This is a genomic window from Bradyrhizobium sp. USDA 3397, from assembly GCF_054060965.1.
The window spans coordinates 2,911,675-2,929,071 of record NZ_JBSSDS010000001.1; the positions used below are offsets into that span (position 1 = coordinate 2,911,675).

The 17,397-nt window shown below is 66.3% G+C and carries 13 protein-coding genes and 1 pseudogene; 6 read left to right on the forward strand and 8 right to left on the reverse strand.

What is annotated here, in order from left to right:
* Window positions 1-43: 43 nt before the first annotated feature.
* Both ACVWYQ_RS13820 and ACVWYQ_RS13825 read left to right on the forward strand, forming a co-directional pair.
* Window positions 44-676 (forward strand): LysE family translocator, encoded by a 633-nt coding sequence (locus ACVWYQ_RS13820; protein WP_404543358.1) that lies wholly within the window; start codon window positions 44-46, stop codon window positions 674-676.
* Window positions 669-1,547 (forward strand): alpha/beta fold hydrolase, encoded by an 879-nt coding sequence (locus ACVWYQ_RS13825; protein WP_404543360.1) that lies wholly within the window; start codon window positions 669-671, stop codon window positions 1,545-1,547. The genes ACVWYQ_RS13820 and ACVWYQ_RS13825 overlap by 8 nt, the downstream gene beginning before the upstream one ends.
* 113 nt (window positions 1,548-1,660) lie before the next feature.
* Here ACVWYQ_RS13825 and ACVWYQ_RS13830 read toward each other — a convergent pair whose 3' ends face one another.
* The 3 genes from ACVWYQ_RS13830 to ACVWYQ_RS13840 form a co-directional block, all read right to left on the reverse strand.
* The gene (locus tag ACVWYQ_RS13830) at window positions 1,661-2,545 is read right to left on the reverse strand and encodes a 4-(cytidine 5'-diphospho)-2-C-methyl-D-erythritol kinase (protein WP_271540451.1); all 885 of its coding nucleotides are present in this window, start codon (window positions 2,543-2,545) and stop codon (window positions 1,661-1,663) included.
* Between the two features lie 84 nt (window positions 2,546-2,629).
* Window positions 2,630-4,426, reverse strand: a complete 1,797-nt coding sequence (locus ACVWYQ_RS13835; protein ID WP_157284776.1) for a tetratricopeptide repeat protein — start codon at window positions 4,424-4,426, stop codon at window positions 2,630-2,632.
* A gap of 291 nt (window positions 4,427-4,717) precedes the next feature.
* A complete protein-coding gene (locus ACVWYQ_RS13840) occupies window positions 4,718-6,379 on the reverse strand; it encodes an electron transfer flavoprotein-ubiquinone oxidoreductase (RefSeq protein WP_157284777.1) in 1,662 nt (553 codons plus the stop codon).
* A gap of 135 nt (window positions 6,380-6,514) precedes the next feature.
* Here ACVWYQ_RS13840 and ACVWYQ_RS13845 point away from each other — a divergent pair, with 135 nt between their 5' ends.
* The gene (locus ACVWYQ_RS13845) at window positions 6,515-7,321 is read left to right on the forward strand and encodes a uracil-DNA glycosylase (RefSeq protein WP_404543363.1); all 807 of its coding nucleotides are present in this window, start codon (window positions 6,515-6,517) and stop codon (window positions 7,319-7,321) included.
* A gap of 151 nt (window positions 7,322-7,472) precedes the next feature.
* On the opposite strand, the gene ACVWYQ_RS13850 is transcribed toward ACVWYQ_RS13845, so the two are convergent.
* The 4 genes and pseudogenes from ACVWYQ_RS13850 to ACVWYQ_RS13865 all read right to left on the reverse strand — a co-directional run bounded on the left by ACVWYQ_RS13850 (window position 7,473) and on the right by ACVWYQ_RS13865 (window position 11,827).
* Window positions 7,473-8,981 (reverse strand): glycosyltransferase family 39 protein, encoded by a 1,509-nt coding sequence (locus tag ACVWYQ_RS13850; protein WP_404543364.1) that lies wholly within the window; start codon window positions 8,979-8,981, stop codon window positions 7,473-7,475.
* Between the two features lie 267 nt (window positions 8,982-9,248).
* Window positions 9,249-10,107, reverse strand: a pseudogene (locus ACVWYQ_RS13855) (ribonuclease HII).
* A 76-nt stretch (window positions 10,108-10,183) separates the two neighbouring features.
* Complete coding sequence (locus ACVWYQ_RS13860) at window positions 10,184-10,639, reverse strand: VOC family protein (protein WP_271540442.1); 456 nt, start codon at window positions 10,637-10,639, stop codon at window positions 10,184-10,186.
* Between the two features lie 24 nt (window positions 10,640-10,663).
* Window positions 10,664-11,827 carry a PA0069 family radical SAM protein gene (locus tag ACVWYQ_RS13865; protein WP_404543368.1) on the reverse strand — a complete coding sequence of 388 codons (1,164 nt, stop codon included), beginning with the start codon at window positions 11,825-11,827 and terminating at the stop codon, window positions 10,664-10,666.
* A gap of 210 nt (window positions 11,828-12,037) precedes the next feature.
* On the opposite strand from ACVWYQ_RS13865, the gene ACVWYQ_RS13870 reads away from it, so the two are divergent.
* Both ACVWYQ_RS13870 and ACVWYQ_RS13875 read left to right on the forward strand, forming a co-directional pair.
* A complete protein-coding gene (locus ACVWYQ_RS13870; RefSeq protein ID WP_456725706.1) occupies window positions 12,038-14,452 on the forward strand; it encodes a phosphoketolase family protein in 2,415 nt (804 codons plus the stop codon).
* A 2-nt stretch (window positions 14,453-14,454) separates the two neighbouring features.
* Window positions 14,455-15,627 carry an acetate/propionate family kinase gene (locus tag ACVWYQ_RS13875; protein ID WP_271540437.1) on the forward strand — a complete coding sequence of 391 codons (1,173 nt, stop codon included), beginning with the start codon at window positions 14,455-14,457 and terminating at the stop codon, window positions 15,625-15,627.
* An 88-nt stretch (window positions 15,628-15,715) separates the two neighbouring features.
* Here the strand turns inward: ACVWYQ_RS13875 and ACVWYQ_RS13880 are convergent, their stop codons facing one another.
* Window positions 15,716-16,558, reverse strand: a complete 843-nt coding sequence (locus ACVWYQ_RS13880; RefSeq protein WP_157284784.1) for an RMD1 family protein — start codon at window positions 16,556-16,558, stop codon at window positions 15,716-15,718.
* A 257-nt stretch (window positions 16,559-16,815) separates the two neighbouring features.
* On the opposite strand from ACVWYQ_RS13880, the gene ACVWYQ_RS13885 reads away from it, so the two are divergent.
* On the forward strand, window positions 16,816-17,391 hold the full coding sequence (locus ACVWYQ_RS13885) for a glycosyltransferase family protein (RefSeq protein ID WP_404543371.1): 576 nt from the start codon (window positions 16,816-16,818) through the stop codon (window positions 17,389-17,391).
* The last annotated feature ends 6 nt before the right edge of the window (window positions 17,392-17,397 follow it).

Consider the following 17,397-nt stretch of genomic DNA (forward strand, 5'->3'; position numbering starts at 1 on the left):
CGAGAGGCCTTGCAATCGCCGCCCGCTCCGCTACGAAAACGGCATGATCGAAACGAATTTCTGGCTGTTCCTGGCCGCAGCTCTCCTCATTGCCGCCGTTCCCGGCCCCGGCATTTTTTACGTCGCCGCGCGAACCTTGTCGGAGGGGCGTGGCAGCGGCTTTGCCTCGACCGCGGGCACGGCGCTGGGCGGACTGGTTCATGTGGTCGCGGGCAGCCTCGGCATCTCCGCCATCATCCTGGGCAGCGCGGAGCTGTTTGCCGCCGTGAAGTTCGTCGGCGCGCTCTATCTGGTCTGGCTCGGCATCAAGACGTTTCGCTGCGCCGGCAACAACCTGTCGCTCGGGAGCGAGCCGATCGGCGACAAGCGCGCCTTTCGCGACGGCGTGCTGGTCGAAGCGCTCAATCCGAAGACCGCGGCATTCTTCCTCGCCTTCATTCCACAGTTTCTCGATCCGTCGGACTCGAACCCGACGCTGCAATTCATCCTGCTGGGTGCGATCTCCGTGGCCCTGAACACGCTCGCCGATGTCGTGGTGGTGCTGATGGCCTCCGCGACGCGCGCGCAGCTGACCGGACGGCCGCTTCTGATGCGTCGCCTCACACAGGGCTCCGGCGTCTTCATCGCGGGTCTCGGCCTCTCGCTCGCCCTGGCGCGGCGGCCGGCAAATGGCTAGCGCCCCGCAAAGCCGCTTCTATGAATCGCACGGCCTGCGGCTACACTACGCCGACTGGGGCAACGAGGGCGCACCCGCCGCCATCCTGGTGCATGGCGGTCGCGATCATTGCCGCAGCTGGGATCACATCGCGCGTTCGCTGCAACCGCATTTTCGCGTCGTCGCGCCCGACCTGCGTGGTCACGGCGATTCTGACTGGACGAGAGGCGGCAGCTACGCGCTGACAGAATATGTGTACGATCTCGCGCAGCTGGTTCGCACCTTAGCCACGTCTCAGGTCACCCTGATCGGCCATTCGATGGGCGGCATGGTGAGCCTGATCTTTTCGGGCGCATTCCCCGAACAGGTCACGAAGCTCGTCGTCCTCGACGGCGTGACCATGTTGCCCGACGCACCGAAGCCGCCGGCGCATGAGCGCATCGGCAGATGGGTCGGCCAGCTCGACAGACTGCACGACCGCACCCCGCGCCGCTATGCGACGCTCGAGGACGCCGCCGCGCAGATGATGCTTCACAACAAGCGCCTTGCCCGCGACCTCGCGCTGCATCTCGCCAAGCACGGCGCACGGCGGAACGAAGACGGCAGCTACAGCTGGAAGTTCGATCCCTACCAGCGCGCCTCCGCGCCACACCGGCTCTGGCCCGACGATCACATCGAGCTGTGGTCGCGGATCACGTGCCCGACGCTGCTGCTCAATGCCGGCGAAAGCTTTCTGGTGGGCGCCAGGGCCGCGGGCCTGGAGCGGTACTTCCAGAACGCGCGCGTCGAGACCATCGCCGGGGCGGGACACTGGCTGCAGCACGACAAGCCGCAGGAGGTGTTGGGTGAGATCCGGACGTTTCTGGGATTGACCGGGGAAAGCGGCGAGTAGCTGACTGCCGTAGGGTGGGCAAAGCGAAGCGTGCCCACCGCTTTCACCGCGCAACGGGAATGATCGTGGGCACAGCGCTATCGCGCCTTTGCCCACACTACGGCAGCGGTACCCTAGCTCAACGTGCCCGCATGCACCCACCAGGCGGGGTGATCGCGGCGGATCTTTTCGGCCGCGGCATGCGCCTCCGCGGGCGCGCCGTAGATCGCAAAGCACGTCGCGCCCGAGCCGGACATGCGGGCGAGCTTGACGCCGGCGGAATCGCGCAAGGCGTCCAGCACCTCGCCGATCACAGGCTCGATCCGCAGCGCGGGCGCTTCGAGATCGTTGGCGACGGTCTCGAGAACCTCGACCCAATCGGAAATCGAGGCGCCCTCCTCCGGCCAAGCCGGCGCGCGGATGACGTCGGTGACGCCGACCAGGAGCTCGCCGTTGCGCAGGCCCAGCGCCTGGAACACGTCCTTGGTGGCGACCGGCACGCGCGGATTGACCATGACGCAAGGCATGCTCGGCAGCGCGAGCGGCAGCAGCTGCTCGCCGACGCCGGTCATGTCGCAGGCGCGCGAGAGGAGGCACACCGGCACGTCGGCGCCGGTTGCGAGCGCGACCTTCTGAATGCGGGGATCATCGAGCGACAAATCGTTGAGACGCGCCAGGAGCCGCAGCGCGGCCGCGGCATCCGCCGAGCCGCCGCCGATGCCGGCTGCAACGGGGAGCACCTTGTCGAGCGCGAAGGCGCCCAGCTGCAGGCCAGGGATCGCCTCGGCAAGCAGCTTGGCGGCCTTGAGCACGAGATTGTCGGCGGTGTCGCCGCAGGCGGCAGCCAGCGGCCCAGTCGTGGTGAGCTTCAGCTCCCCGCCCGGCTCCAAGGTGAGCCGGTCGGCGCAGTCGGCAAACGCGACCACGCTTTCGAGATCATGATAACCGTCGGCACGACGGCCGACGACGCGAAGGCTCAAATTGACCTTCGCCCGTCCCTCTTCAATCCACGCCGACATTGGCGATCAGCCCCCAAGACTCACTTGTTTGCGCATGATCCGATCGGAAAACCGCTCCACACTTTTCCGGATCATGCGCCTAGCTTAGCCGCCCTTGCCGTCGTCCTTCTTCTTCTCGGCCTGCGCCGCAGAAGAGTTCGAATTGTCGTCGGGGAGGCCATTGGCGATCTTGGCCTCGATCTTCGGCAGCTCTTCCGGCTCGGGCTTGAGATCGCGCGCATGCGACCACTGGAATTTTGCCTCGAGCGTTCGGCCGACGCGCCAATAGGCGTCGCCGAGGTGGTCGTTGATGGTGGGATCCTCGGGCTTGAGATCGATCGCGCGTTCGAGGTTCTTCACCGCCTCCTCGAAATTGCCGATGCGGTAATAGGCCCAGCCGAGGGAATCGACGATGTAGCCGTCGTCGGGACGCTGCTCGACGGCCCGCTTGATCATCTTCATGCCTTCGTCGAGATTCACGCCCTGGTCGATCCAGGAATAGCCGAGATAGTTGAGGACGTGCGGCTGATCGGGCTGCAGCTCCAGCGCCTTCTTCATGTCGGCCTCGGCCTTGGCCCATTGCTTGGAGCGCTCCTGGCAGATGCCGCGATAATAGTACCAGACGCTATTGGCCTTGTCGTTGCCGGGCGGCAGCACCTCGATGCCGCGCGAATAGGTCGCGCCGCAATCGCCGAACCGCTTGCGGCCGCGCTCGATGTTGCCGAGCGCCATGATGGCTTCGAGGTCCTTGGGATCCTCCGAGGTGACGCCCTTGAGGATCTTGATCGCCTCGTCGGTGCGGTCGGCGGAATCGAGATCGATGGCGAGCTGAATCTGCGCGTTGCGCTTGAGCGGCGAGTTGGCGGGCACGCGCTCGTAGACCTTGATCGCCATCTTCGGCCGCTTGACCGATTCGTAGAGATCGGCGAGCGACAGCAGCGCCAGCGGATGGCTCGGCTGCAGGTAGAGCGAGAGCTGGAGATAGACCAGCGCCAGATCCTCGCCGCCGCGGCGGGTCAGCGTCGCGCCGATGCCGTAGAGCGCTTCGGCGGCGCCGGCCTGCGCGGAATCGACCAGCGGCGGCATCTTCTTGCCGGCCTTGGTCTCGCGCAGGCCTTCCTGGATCAGCGGATGGCGTGCCAGCTTCTTGTCGAAGGCCTGGTAGACATTGGTGGCCGCGGCGGAATCCTTGTTGCGCGACAGCCAGCGCGCATAGGCCTCGGTCACGCGCAGCATGGAATCGTCGAGCTTGTAGGCGCGCTCGAAGCGCGTGCCGGCGTCCTTGTCCTTGCCGGAGAGCTCCAGGATCATGCCGGTGTGGAGATCCTTGAACAGCGGATACCATTCCGGACCTGTCAGCTTGTCGATGGTGGCGACACCACCCTTGGCATCGCCCGCACCATAGGCGGCCCAGCCCGACAGCAGCGTGGCGACGAGATCGGTGATCGGACCACGGATCGACTGGTTGATGTTGGTCTGCGCCGCGACGTACTTCTTCAGCTTGAGATCGTGCACGCCGACGACGAGACGGGCGACGCGGTTGGTCTTGTCGATGGTGAGGATGCGCTCGGCGAGCTTGACCGCCTCCTCGATGTCGCCGTCGGCGACCGACGAGATGAAGGCACGGTCGAGCAGCTCGTTGTTCTTGGGATCGGTGCGGAGCGCCGAACGGTAGAATGCGGCGGCCGAGGCCGCGTCGCGCTCGACGCTGGCATGGCGGGCGGCGAGATAGCTGCCGGCGCCGGTGAGCGACTTCAGATCGTTTCGCGTCGGAAACTGCGCCGCCGTGTTCTCCGGATGATCCGGCGTCTGCGCCAGGACCGCGCCGGGGACCGTCGCGATCGCGGTGCCCATGAGGGCGATGGCGGCAGCAGTCCAGCGGTTGAAACGATTTGAAAACATCAGGGCTCGCCTTGAGTTGGTGGTGCCTGGGTTTGCAGCAGAAGGCCGTATCGCAAGCGAACGCAGCCGGTGACATCCGGGCCCGGAACCGTCAGGCCGACAATGCCGCTTTTGGCGCTTCGCCGCAAGGATTCGGACCCGGGAAGATCCCCTCCGCACGCCCAAACCGGCCCATTGAAACCGCGCCAGCGCCCCAAGACGCCGCCACTATGGCCTTATCGTGGCCGCGGCGGGTCGCCGCAGCCTCGTCCTCACGGGAACGTGCGTCTGGTCACCCGTGCGATGCGCCCCTCACATCGCCTCGTAGTTCGGGCCGCCGCCGCCCTCCGGGGGAACCCAGGTGATGTTGCCGTTGGGATCCTTCACGTCGCAGGTCTTGCAGTGAACGCAGTTCTGGGCGTTGATCTGGAAGCGCGGGCCGGAGCCCTCCTCGATCCATTCATAGACGCCAGCCGGGCAATAGCGGTTCGAGGGGCCGGCATAGACGTCGTGCTCGGAGCTCTTTTGGAGGTTCATGTCGGTGACCTTCAGATGGATCGGCTGGTCCTCCTCGTGATTGGTGTTGGACAAAAACACCGAGGACAGCTTGTCGAACGTGATCTTGCCGTCGGGCTTCGGGTAGTTCCTGGGCGCGTGGCTCTTGGCCGAATCGAGCGTGGCGCGGTCGGGCTTGACGTGCGACTGCGTGCCAAACAGTGAGGCGCCGAACAGCGTATTGCACCACATATCGAAGCCGCCCAGCGCGACGCCGAGCACGGTGCCGAACTTCGACCACAATGGCTTGACGTTGCGGACCAGGAACAGGTCCTTACCGACCGATGAGGAGCGCCAGGCGTTCTCGTATTCGACGAGCTCGTCATTGGCGCGGTCGGCGGCGAGCGCGGCCGCAACATGTTCGGCAGCAAGCATGCCGGTGCCCATCGCATTGTGCACGCCCTTGATGCGCGGCACGTTGACGAAGCCGGCCGCGCAGCCGATCAGCGCGCCGCCGGGGAAGCTCAGCTTCGGCACCGACTGATAGCCGCCCTCGGTGATGGCGCGCGCGCCGTAAGCGAGCCGCTTGGCGCCTTCGAAGGTGCCGCGGATCGAGGGATGGGTCTTGAAGCGCTGGAATTCGTCGAACGGGGACAGATAGGGATCGTCGTAGTTCAGATGCACGACGAAGCCGACGGCGACGAGATTGTCGTCGTAGTGATAAAGGAACGAGCCGCCACCGGTCTTGAGGTCAAGCGGCCAGCCGAATGAATGCTGGATCAAGCCCTTCTGGTGCTTGGCGGGATCGATCTGCCAGACCTCCTTGAGGCCGATGCCGAACTTCGGCGGCTCGCTCTTGGCGTCGAGCGCGAACTTGTTGATGAGCTGCTTGGTCAGGCTGCCGCGGGCGCCTTCGGCGAACAGCGTGTACTTGCCGAGCAATTCCATGCCGCGCGTGAAGGAATCCTTCGGCTTGCCGTCGCGGCCGATGCCCATGTCGCCGGTGGCAATGCCCTTGACCTTGCCCTCCTCGTCATAGAGCACCTCGGCCGCCGCAAAGCCCGGATAGATCTCAACGCCGAGCGCCTCGGCCTTGCGCGCCAGCCAGCGGCAGACATTGCCGAGCGAGCCGATGTAGCAGTGATGATTGTCCATCAGCGGCGGCATCATGAAATTCGGCAGCTTGATCGCGCCGCCGCCGGTCATCCAGTAGAAGCGGTCGTCCTTGACCTGCGTCTTCAGCGGGCAGTCGGCATCCTCGCGCCAGTCCGGAATCAGCTTGTCGAGGCCAGCGGGATCGATCACGGCGCCCGAGAGGATGTGCGCACCAACCTCGGAGCCCTTCTCCACCACGACGACGTTGAGCTCGGCGTTGAGCTGCTTGAGCCGGATCGCGGCCGACAGACCCGACGGGCCGGCGCCGACGATGACGACGTCGAATTCCATGGATTCGCGCGGGGGAAGTTCTTCGGTGCTCATCTGATCTCAGCCCTTGAGACGGTCCTTGGTCGTTTGCGCCCTCTTGTTTCCGATTTTTCCGGGTAGGACAACCTCGGAATCGCGTTCCGCCGGGATGCAAGGCCGTCCAAGGTGATATAAAAGTCAGACTTTCCCATGATCCCCGAACCCGCACCCACCGTCCGAGAGCTGCTCGCCTTCTATCTGGAGGCCGGTGTCGACTGCGCGCTTGCGGAGGAACCGATAGACCGCCTCGCGGAAATCGATGCGCCGCCACCCAGCCCGCGCGCGGCCCCGCCAGCCGAAGCGCCGCGGCCGGTCGCCGCGCCCGCGGTCATGCGCGGCGAAGCCGCGCCTGCACCGGACGTCGCCATCGCCTCGGCACGCGAAGCCGCACGCACCGCGCCGACCCTGGAGGCGCTGCGCGAGCTGATGCAGAATTTCGAGGGCTGCGCGTTGAAGCACACCGCGACGCGGCTGGTGTTTGCCGACGGAAACCCGCAGGCGCGCATCATGTTCGTCGGCGAGGCGCCGGGCCGCGACGAGGACATCGAGGGACTGCCTTTCGTCGGGCGCAGCGGCAAGCTGCTCGATCTGATGATCGGAGCCATCGGCCTCAACCGCACCACCGCCTACATCGCCAACGTCATTCCCTGGCGGCCGCCCGGCAACCGCACGCCGACGCCGCAGGAGACGCAAATCTGCCTGCCCTTCATCCAGCGCCAGATCGAGCTGGTGAACCCCGACGTGCTGGTGACGCTCGGCAATCCCTCGACGCAGACGCTGCTGTCGACGCGCGAAGGCATCATGCGCACGCGCGGGCGCTGGTTCGACTACGACACCGGCCAGCGGCTGATCCGCGCGCTGCCGACGTTTCACCCGGCCTACCTCTTACGCTCGCCGGCCTACAAGCGGCTGGCCTGGCAGGATCTGCGGGCGATCGCGAAGGTGCTGGCGGGTTAGCGAGCTCTCGTGTCCCGGACGCGGTGCGGCACCCAGTGACGCTCCGCAGAGCCGGGACCCAGAAACGCAAGATAGTACGATGCGGCGAGATGGGCCCCGGCTCTGCGGCGCACCGCCGAAGAGGCGCTGCGCCGCGTCCGGGGCACGAGACCTACGTCCCCTTCGGCCGCACGATGGCCCAGCCGATTCGCAACAGCTGCTGCCGGCCGGTCACCAGCCATTCAAAGGCGCGCGGCACTTCCGGCACGATGCCGGGAAAGCGCTTGACGATCTCGGGCGGCGGCGTGCCGGCGGTATCGGAGGCGCGCCAGACCACGACGCCGCCGGTCTCGCTGAACTTGGTCTGGCTCATCCACGGCGTCCGCGCGGGGGCGGCGTCGATGAACAGGTGCGGCCGGCCGGAATGAAGCGCGATCAGGCTGGCGAGCTGGGTCTCGCCGGCGACGGCGCGCAGGCGATGGTTGGTGCGGCGGGCGAAGCTCTCGTCGAAGAAGTCCGAGATCGCGCGCGCCGGCATCGAGGTCGCAATTTCGCTAGTGCCCGTCCAAGGCAGGAACAGGACGGCGAGCACCACGCCGGCGGCGGGCGCGGCGACGGCGGCGGCCCAGACCACGCGCAGCATGCGCGCGCGGCGCATCGCGATGAGATCGCCGGCCGCGACGACCACGGCAAGCCCCGACATGATCAGCACGACACCGGGGCCGCCGACGACGGATTCGAGCCCGAGCAGGCCGGAGATCAGCACTGCGCCGAGCGGCAGAGCGAACGCGAAGAAATAGACGAAGTTGCGCGCGAGCGGCTCGACCGGCGGGCGGTAGATGATCGGTGGCTCCTCGCCCTTGCCGGCGAACATTCCGGTGTTGAGAAAGGTCAGCGCCGGGATCGCAGCTGCCCCCAGCACGAGGCCACCGAGCAGCCAGGCCGCATGCAGCGCGCGGGCGTTGAGCTCGGCGACTTGCGGCAAGGCCGGCAGCGTCAGCGTCTCGGCACGCATCAGAAAGACCGCATAGGGCAGCGCCAGCACGGCGACGACGATCAGCGCGAACAGCGGATCGAGTCCGCGCAGCGTCCGGCGGCCGCCGGCGGTCGAAACCGCGAAGACGACGATCAGCAGCAGCAGGAAGACCGCGGCGGGCGTCGTCAGCAGCAGGAGGCCGGCTTCGATCGACCAGGCGAACCAGGCATTGCCTCGGCGCTGGCCGATGATCTGCCAGGAGTGCAGCAGCAAGAGCGCCCAGAGCGGCCGTGCGAGGATCAGCGGACCGAAGTCCAGCGCGGACGAGGAGAAGGCCAGCACCGTCATGGTGAGCAGCACGGCAAGCACGGCCTGCTGCGAGCCGACCACGGCACGGGAGAGATGATAGAGCGCGATGAAGGTCGCGATCTCGCAGAGCTGGGCGAGCACATAGACGCCGAGCATGTGGCCGCCGGCGGCGCGATAGGCGATGTCGGCAAGCCAGACCGCAAGCGGCGGGCCGAGATCGGTGCCGACCTGGTATTCCCTGCCGAAGGCCAGAAGGGTCGCGAGAGTGCCGGGCGGGCTGCGGTAGAACACCAGCGCCACGAACAGCCACATCGCGGCCTGCAGCAGCACCGCAATCCAAACGATCAGCCGCGGCCGGGCGCGAATGAGCTCGATGACCAGGGAGGTAAACCGCATGCAACGTCCGAAGGTGCAGCCAACCCGTCCAGCCGGCCCTATTCGCTCACGTCTGTTTTGATAAAGGGCGCTGTGCGTCGTGGCAACTTCGGTCTGCTCCCTCTCCCCGTTCTTACGGGGAGAGGGCCGGGGTGAGGGGCTGCATCCGCGAACACGGCAACAGTTGGACTCGCGGAGAGTCCCCCTCACCCGGAATGCATCTGCGATGCATTCCGGCCTCTCCCCGCAGGCGGGGAGAGACGAAGGAGCGCTGCCGAAAGAGAAATCCTAGAGGCCGGCGGAAGCGTCGATCTCGACGCTCGCCTCCACCTGCACCTCGACCTCGGTCACCGAGAACAGGTCCTGCACCGGCTCGACGGTCCAGGGCATGTGCTTGGCGCGGGCGGCGGCGACGGGGGCGAAGAAGCTGCGGTGGTGGATGGAGGGGCCGAGGCGATCGAGCGCGTCGAGATGCTCGGGGACGGCGTAGCCCTTGTGCTGCTCGAAGCCGTAGCCCGGGCAGTCCTGCGCCAGTGCGCACATCAACCGATCCCGGGTGACCTTGGCGACGATGGAGGCCGCCGCGATCGAGAGCACGATGCCGTCGCCGCCGATCACGGCCTCGCAGTCGCATGCGGTGTCGAGCCGGTCGCGGCCGTCGACGAAGACGTGCCTGGGCGCCTCGGGCAGGGCCACCACGGCGCGCTTCAGCGCCCACAGCGAGGCACGCAGGATGTTGTCGCGGTCGATTCGCGCCGGCGAGGCGACGGCGACCGAGACCTGCGCGGTGGCGCAGATCTTGTCGAACAGCTTTTCGCGCTCCTCGGCGGTCAGGCGCTTGGAATCGTCGATGCCGCGGGGAATCCGGTCGGGATCGAGAATCACGGCCCCCGCCCACCACAGGGCCGGCTAGCGGGCCGCGGCCCGCCTCGTCGCAGCCCGCGACCGGCCAGACGCCGCGCTTGATCAGCGCGCGCTCGCGGCGGAAGCTCGGGGGAGCAACGGCGATGATGCCCTTCTTGCCCGCAGGAACCTTCGCCGCATCGGCCGCAGAGATCTTTGCCGCCTTGGCGGGCACAGCCTTCTGCGCGGCCTTTTTCTTTGGCGCGGCTTTGGCTGGGGTCTTGGCGGAGGGGTCCCGAATCATGGCTGGGATCGTGCGCACGCAGCTTCGCCGACGCAACCGGGAACCCAGGATATTCCCGTTATTCAGGCCGCCCGCCCTACTCCGCCAGATGCACCCGCCGGTCCTCGCCCACCTTGATACCGGGCGCGACCACGACTTCCCAGACATGTGCATCGGGATCGGCAAAATAGCCGCAATAGCCGCCGTAATCGGTCGCGTGCGCCGCCTTGAGCAAGGTGGCCCCCTTCTCCACGGCGAAGGCCAGCACCTCGTCGACCTCCTCGCGGGTCGCGCAATTCCAGGCGAGCGTCATGCCGCGAAAGGTCGTGGGCCTCGGCTGGTCCTCCAAGGACGCGTCCGCGGCGAGCCGATCCCAGTGATAAAGCGCGAGCACCGGACCGCCGGTGTCGTAGAACGCAACCGCCTCGCCGGTCTCCTTCAGCCGGCGCGAGAAACCGAGCGCTTCGTAGAAGGCGATGCTGGCGCGGATGTCGTTCACACCGAGCGTGATGACGGTCAGCCGCGGCACCGGCACGGCGAGTTCCTTAAGCATGCGACACCTCTTGCACGTGTCCGCTCAAAACAGGCTGAGCTGATCGCCGTTCCGCTTCGGCCGCGCAAAGTGATCAATGGTCAGCTTTGAGCGCCGCTTGTTGAGGCCGAGCCGCTGGCAGGCGATCTCGAAACGGCGGCCGATGGTCCAGGCCATCGGTCCGGTGCCCTTCATCCGCTCGCCCCATTTGGCGTCGTAGTCGCGCCCGCCGCGCATGTCGCGGATCAGGGTAAAGACGTGGCGATAGCGGTCCGGATAGTTCGCCATCAGCCATTCGCGGAAGAGATCGCGCACCTCCAGCGGCAGCCGCAGCAGCACATAGGCGGCTTCCTTGACGCCGGCATGGGCGGCGGCGTCGAGGATGCGCTCGATCTCAGAATCGTTCAGCGCGGGGATCACGGGCGCGACCATCACCGTGGTGGGAATGCCGGCCTCCGAGAGCTGCTTCAGCGCCTCCAGCCGCTTCGGCGGCGTCGAGGCCCGCGGCTCCATGGTGCGCGCCAGCTTCGGATCGAGCGAGGTGACCGAGATCGCGACCTTGGCGAGGTTGCGCTTGGCCATCCGCTGGAGAATGTCGATGTCGCGCAGCACCAGCGCCGATTTGGTGACGATGCCGACGGGATGCGAGGTGCGCTCCAGCACTTCCAAAATGCCGCGCATGATTTTGCGCTCGCGCTCGATCGGCTGGTAGGGATCGGTGTTGGTGCCGATCGCGATCATTCGCGGCTCGTAGCCGGGAGCCGCAAGCTCCTTCTCGAGCAGCGAAGGCGCCTCGGGCTTCACGAACAGTTTTGACTCGAAGTCGAGCCCCGGCGACAGGCCGAGATAGGCGTGGGTCGGCCGCGCGAAGCAATAGACGCAGCCGTGCTCGCAGCCGCGATACGGATTGATCGAGCGGTCGAAACCGATGTCGGGGGAATCGTTGCGAGTGATCACCTTGCGCGAGGTGTCGATGGCGACACTCGTCTTGAACGGCGGCAGCTCGTCCAGGCTCTGCCAGCCGTCATCGAAAGCGACGCGCGCCTCAGCCTCGTAGCGGCCGCTGGCATTGGATTGTGCGCCCCGCCCTCGCCTTCGCGCGCGGTCGATGGCGACGCCAAGCTCGGGGAAATCTGAAGGCGCACCCGCCGGCTCGGAGGGCGCCGTGACCGGCGGGTGCTTGAGAGCATGAGAGGATGCTGGACTCATGCAGCCAAGATAGCACGGCGCGGGAACAAATCAAGAACGCAAACCAAAAACGTGAAAACAACCCCATGCACAGTAGAGCTGCCCAACCTTCGCGCGCCCGCCTTTGACCTCACGCAACACGGCCGTCACGACCATCCCGTCTCATGCCCGACGGATCGATCGCCCTGGAACCGGGTTGGTGACGATCGCGAAGTGAAGGTCGGCAGGAACATGACAATCCAAAAAAAAACGGCCGAAGCGAGCAGCGACCTCGATCTGCTCGATCGCTATTGGCGCGCCGCCAACTACCTCTCGGTCGGGCAAATCTACCTGCTCGACAATCCGCTGCTGCGCGAGCCGCTGCGGCCCGAGCACATCAAGCCGCGTCTGCTGGGTCATTGGGGCACGACGCCGGGCCTGAACTTCATCTACGCCCATCTCAACCGCGTCATCCGGGCGCTCGATGTCAGCGTGATCTATGTCTGCGGTCCCGGCCATGGCGGTCCGGGCATGGTCGCCAACACTTATCTCGAAGGCAGCTACAGCGAGATCTATCCCGATATTGCGCGCGACGCGGACGGATTGCGCAAGCTGTTTCGGCAGTTCTCCTTCCCCGGCGGCATCCCGAGCCACGCCGCGCCGGAAACGCCGGGCTCCATCCACGAAGGCGGCGAGCTCGGCTATGCGCTGGTGCACGCCTATGGCGCCGCATTCGACAACCCGGATTTGATCGTCGCCTGCGTGGTCGGCGACGGCGAGGCCGAGACCGGGCCGCTCGCTGCGTCCTGGCACTCCAACAAGTTCCTGAACCCCGCCCATGACGGCGCGGTGCTGCCGATCCTGCATCTCAACGGCTACAAGATCGCGGGCCCCACCGTGCTCGGACGGATGCAGGACGCCGAGATCCGGGACCTCTTCCGCGGGTTCGGCCACGAGCCGCTGTTCGTCACGGGCGACGATCCCAAATTGATGCACCAGGCCATGGCCGATGCGCTGGACGTCGCATTCGCCAGCATCCGCTCGATCCAGCAACATGCCCGCGACGGTCGCACAAGCGTCGAGCGGCCGCGCTGGCCGATGATCGTGCTGCGCAGCCCGAAGGGCTGGACCGGCCCGAAGGAGGTCGACGGCAAGAAGGTCGAGGGTTTTTGGCGCGCGCATCAGGTGCCAGTCGCAGGCTGCCGCGAGAACCCGGCGCATCTCAAGGTGCTCGAAGACTGGATGCGCAGCTACGAGCCGGAAAAGCTGTTCAATGGCAACGGCGCCCTCGTTGCCGAGCTTCAGGCGCTCGCGCCCGACGGCGTCAGGCGCATGGGCGCCAATCCGCATGCCAATGGCGGCGTGCTGAAGAAGGAGCTGAAGCTGCCCGACTTCCGCAGCTTCGCGATCGAGGTGCCGCAGCCCGGCGAGGTCGTGGCGGAAGCCACGCGCGAGCTCGGCAAATTCCTGCGCGACGTCATTCGCCTGAATGCGAAGGCGCGCAATTTCCGCATCATGGGCCCGGACGAGACGGCATCGAACCGGCTCGACGCCGTGTTCGAAGCCACCGAACGCGTCTGGATGGAGCCGACCGAGCCTTACGACGTGCACCTCGCCCAGGACGGCCGCGTCATGGAGGTGCTGAGCGAGCATCTCTGCCAGGGCTGGCTGGAGGGCTATCTGCTCACCGGCCGGCACGGCTTCTTCTCGTGCTACGAGGCCTTCATCCACATCGTGGATTCCATGTTCAACCAGCATGCCAAATGGCTGAAGGTGACGCGGGAGCTGCCGTGGCGGCGTCCGATCGCCTCGCTCAATTATCTGCTGACCTCGCATGTCTGGCGCCAGGACCATAACGGCTTCAGCCATCAGGACCCCGGTTTCGTCGATCTCGTCGCCAACAAGAAGGCCGACATCGTCCGCATCTACTTCCCGCCGGATGCCAATACGCTGCTGTGGATCGCCGACCATTGCCTGCGCACCTATAACCGCATCAACGTGATCGTCGCCGGCAAGCAGCCGGCGCCGCAATGGCTGTCGATGCAGGACGCGGCGACGCATTGCGATGCCGGCATCGGCATCTGGACCTGGGCTGGAACGGAGGATGGAAAGGGCGAGGCCGACGTCGTCATGGCCTGCGCCGGCGACGTGCCGACGCTGGAGACGCTCGCTGCCGTCGACCTCCTGCGCAAGACGCTGCCGGACTTGAAAATTCGCGTCGTCAACGTCGTCGACCTCATGACGCTGCAGCCGAGGGAGCAGCATCCGCACGGCCTGTCCGACCGCGACTTCGACAGCCTGTTCACGCGCGACAAGCCTGTGATCTTTGCCTATCACGGCTATCCCTATCTCATTCACCGGCTGACCTATAGCCGCACCAACCATGCCGGAATGCATGTGCGCGGCTTTGCCGAGGAGGGCACCACGACGACGCCCTTCGACATGGTCGTGCTCAACGAACTCGACCGCTATCACCTTGCGATCGAGGCGATCGAACGCGTGCCGGGACTGGCGACCAAGGCCGCGCAGGTGAAGCAGCAATTCCGCGACAGACTGATCGAACACTCCCGCTATGTCCGTGAGCATGGTGAGGACATGCCTGAGATTCGTGACTGGGTCTGGCAGAACAGCGCCGGCGGCAACACGCCGGCCGAGGCCGGCGACTAGCGATGCCGGACACGGTCCTCGTCCTCAACGCGGGATCGTCGAGCATCAAGTTCGGCCTGTTCGATGTCGCGGCGGCCGAGCCCGCCCTGCTCTGCAAGGGCCTGCTGGACGAGCACGAGGCCAAACCCCGGCTGGTGGTGAAAGGCCCTGCAGGCGAAGACCTGTTCGAGACAAGCAAGCAGGCGCCGCAGGCAGCCGGCGACCATCTGTTCGCGGACGTGCTCGCCTTCATCGAGGACCGGTTCGGTGGACGCAGCCTGCGGGCCGTCGGCCATCGCATCGTGCACGGCGGGGCGGATTATTCAGGCCCGGTGGTCCTGATGGACGACATCATTGCGAAACTGGAGGCCTTGACGCCGCTGGCGCCGCTGCACCAGCCGCGCTGCCTCGCGCCGGTGCGAACGCTGGCGGCGATCCGGCCCGAGCTGACGCAGATCGCGTGTTTCGACACCGCCTTCCACCACGGCCTCGCGCCGCCCGCGAGCCGCTTCGCCATTCCCAGGCGATTCGAGGCGCGTGGCGTCAGGCGCTACGGCTTTCACGGCCTCTCGTTCGAATATGTCGCGGGACGCCTGGCCGAGATCGCGCCGGAGCTCGTGGCCAAGCGCACTGTCATCGCGCATCTCGGCAATGGCGCCAGCCTCTGCGCCTTGCGCGATAGCCGCAGCATCGACACCACGATGGGGCTGACGCCGCTCGACGGCCTCGTCATGGGCACGCGCTGCGGTGCGATCGATCCGGGCGTGCTGCTCTATCTGCAACAGTACGAGAACATGTCGGCCCGGGAGGTCCAGCACCTGCTCTATCACGAGTCAGGCCTGCTTGGCGTTTCCGGCATCTCCGCGGACATGCGTACACTGCTGGCGAGTAGCGAGGCTGCGGCGCGCGAGGCGGTCGATCTCTTCACCTTTCGTGCGGCGCAGCAGGTCGCGATGATGGCGGCCACGCTCGGCGGCCTGGATTGTCTGATCTTCACCGGCGGCATCGGCGAACATGCCAGGGAGATCCGCGGCGCCATCGGCCAGCGTCTCGCCTGGATGGGCGTGCGCATCGACGCCGCAAGCAACGATGCCGCGCGCGAGCGCATCAACGGCAACGACAGCACCGTCGCGGTCTTCGTTATTCCCACCAACGAAGAGATGATGATCGCGCGCCATTGCGCGGCGCTGATCTAGGGGGTTATGCCATTGCGGAAACACCCTCTCCGCAGGCGGAGAGGGTGTGCACTTACGTTGTAGCAATCAAACCTGAACTCATCGTGCTTTAGTGACCGCGGCCGGTCAGGAGCTGAAAAGTCCCCATCGCGATCTCGATCACGATCAGCACCACGATCGCGATCTCCAGGCGCAGCGAGCGCTGGGTGTCGATGATGTCGGTCAGCGCGTTGGCGGTCTCCGATACCGCGGTGAGCTTGCGCTCGAGCGTGTCGAGGCGCTCCTTCAGCTCGTACTCGTCCTCGAGACGGGAATACAGCCGATCGAGCTCGGGCTTCTCCCAGAGCACGTCGGGCTTCTCGGCGACCGCGACGCGGCCGGCAACGCGCTGCTGTACCAGCAGCGCGTTGCCGATCAATTGCAGAATGCCCGTGCGCCGACGCGGGGTGCGGCCGTGTTCGGCGAGCTCCCGTGCAAACGGCTCGATGACGTCGAACACCGCGGCGACGCGGCGCTCGTCGCGCGCCAGCGACGTGCTCTTTGCGAGCGCATCGGCAACCAGCAGCAGCCGGTCGTCGGAGAACTTGGCGAGGCAGATCGGCCCGCCCGGCTGGATCGTCTCGCCCGCTTCCTCGTTGCAGAGCTGCGCCTGCGCGATCTCCTCCTCGTACGGGCTGAGCTCTCCGGTCACGCGTGATTTCAGGCTGTCGACGAGAACCTTCTCCTCCGACGGCAACAGCCCGATCAGCACGACCACGCCATAGCGAAAGATCACGGCAAGGCCGGCATGAACGCGGAAGGCGGCCGGCGTCGAGGACACCAGCGTGCCGATCTCCAAGTTGGAAGCATTGATGCGGTCGCCCAGCATCAGCGCCCGGATCCGCAAGGTCGGTGCGGCCTCCTGCTTCGGCGATTTTGGCGCCGTGCCAACGGCGAGATGATCGGCGTTCATGCAAGGTCTCTCCCGGGCAGCGAAAGGTCGCTACGAAGCATCGGGGATAATACCGTCAGGATCGGCTTGTGCCGAAACATTCGGCAATATTATCAGCCCGCGCCTGGCACATCTGGCCGCGATGAACTCGCGGCAGTTTACCATCGCACGCCGAAGCCCCTTCCGAAAGTTGCACTCGGCAGCGCGACGGGTTTATGACAACATTATGCAACGCAACGCTACGCTTCTCCCGAAGTGCGGAAACTGAAGCCTCAATCATGCTGAGCGTCATCATTCCGACCGAAGGTGTCGAGCAGACGGCGGTCGCAACCCTGGCCGCGCTGGTGCCCGGCGCCGCAGCCGGCGTGATCCGGGAAGTGCTTCTGGTCGACGGCACGCGCAACGGCGTCATCGAGCGTGTTGCCGACGTCGCGGGCTGCCGTTTCATCGGCTTCGATGGGCATTCGCAAGGCGCTGCGCTTGCTGCCGGCGCGCGCCAGGCCCGATCGCCCTGGCTGATGTTCCTGCCTGCGGGCGCGGTGCTGGAAACCGGCTGGATCGAGGAAACCACCCAGTTCATCCAGGCCGTCGCCACCAGCGGCCGGGATCGTGCGGCGGTGTTCCGCTATGCCCGTTCGCCCTACGCAAATACCGCAGTGCGCGACGTCCTCTGGGCCGTGGCGCGCAGGCTCATCGGTCCGCTCGGCGATCAAGGCCTGCTGATCGCGCGTGATCATTACGACCGGATCGGTGGATACCCGCCCCACGCCCGGCATTCCGAGGCGCGGCTGCTCCGGCGGCTCGGCCGGTCGTCCCGGACCATGCTGCGCAGCCGGATCGTGATGGTCGGCTGAAGCGCC

Excerpts from the sequence above, each read along its gene's own strand:
- ACVWYQ_RS13880 (WP_157284784.1), bottom strand. The coding sequence starts at position 16,558 with ATGAACGCCGATCATCTCGCCGTTGGCACGGCGCCAAAATCGCCGAAG.
- ACVWYQ_RS13860 (WP_271540442.1), bottom strand. The coding sequence starts at position 10,639 with ATGCTTAAGGAACTCGCCGTGCCGGTGCCGCGGCTGACCGTCATCACG.
- ACVWYQ_RS13850 (WP_404543364.1), bottom strand. The coding sequence starts at position 8,981 with ATGCGGTTTACCTCCCTGGTCATCGAGCTCATTCGCGCCCGGCCGCGG.
- ACVWYQ_RS13865 (WP_404543368.1), bottom strand. The coding sequence starts at position 11,827 with ATGAGTCCAGCATCCTCTCATGCTCTCAAGCACCCGCCGGTCACGGCG.
- ACVWYQ_RS13830 (WP_271540451.1), bottom strand. The coding sequence starts at position 2,545 with ATGTCGGCGTGGATTGAAGAGGGACGGGCGAAGGTCAATTTGAGCCTT.
- ACVWYQ_RS13840 (WP_157284777.1), bottom strand. The coding sequence starts at position 6,379 with ATGAGCACCGAAGAACTTCCCCCGCGCGAATCCATGGAATTCGACGTC.
- ACVWYQ_RS13870 (WP_456725706.1), top strand. The coding sequence starts at position 12,038 with ATGACAATCCAAAAAAAAACGGCCGAAGCGAGCAGCGACCTCGATCTG.
- ACVWYQ_RS13845 (WP_404543363.1), top strand. The coding sequence starts at position 6,515 with ATGATCCCCGAACCCGCACCCACCGTCCGAGAGCTGCTCGCCTTCTAT.
- ACVWYQ_RS13820 (WP_404543358.1), top strand. The coding sequence starts at position 44 with ATGATCGAAACGAATTTCTGGCTGTTCCTGGCCGCAGCTCTCCTCATT.
- ACVWYQ_RS13835 (WP_157284776.1), bottom strand. The coding sequence starts at position 4,426 with ATGTTTTCAAATCGTTTCAACCGCTGGACTGCTGCCGCCATCGCCCTC.
- ACVWYQ_RS13885 (WP_404543371.1), top strand. The coding sequence starts at position 16,816 with ATGCTGAGCGTCATCATTCCGACCGAAGGTGTCGAGCAGACGGCGGTC.
- ACVWYQ_RS13875 (WP_271540437.1), top strand. The coding sequence starts at position 14,455 with ATGCCGGACACGGTCCTCGTCCTCAACGCGGGATCGTCGAGCATCAAG.
- ACVWYQ_RS13825 (WP_404543360.1), top strand. The coding sequence starts at position 669 with ATGGCTAGCGCCCCGCAAAGCCGCTTCTATGAATCGCACGGCCTGCGG.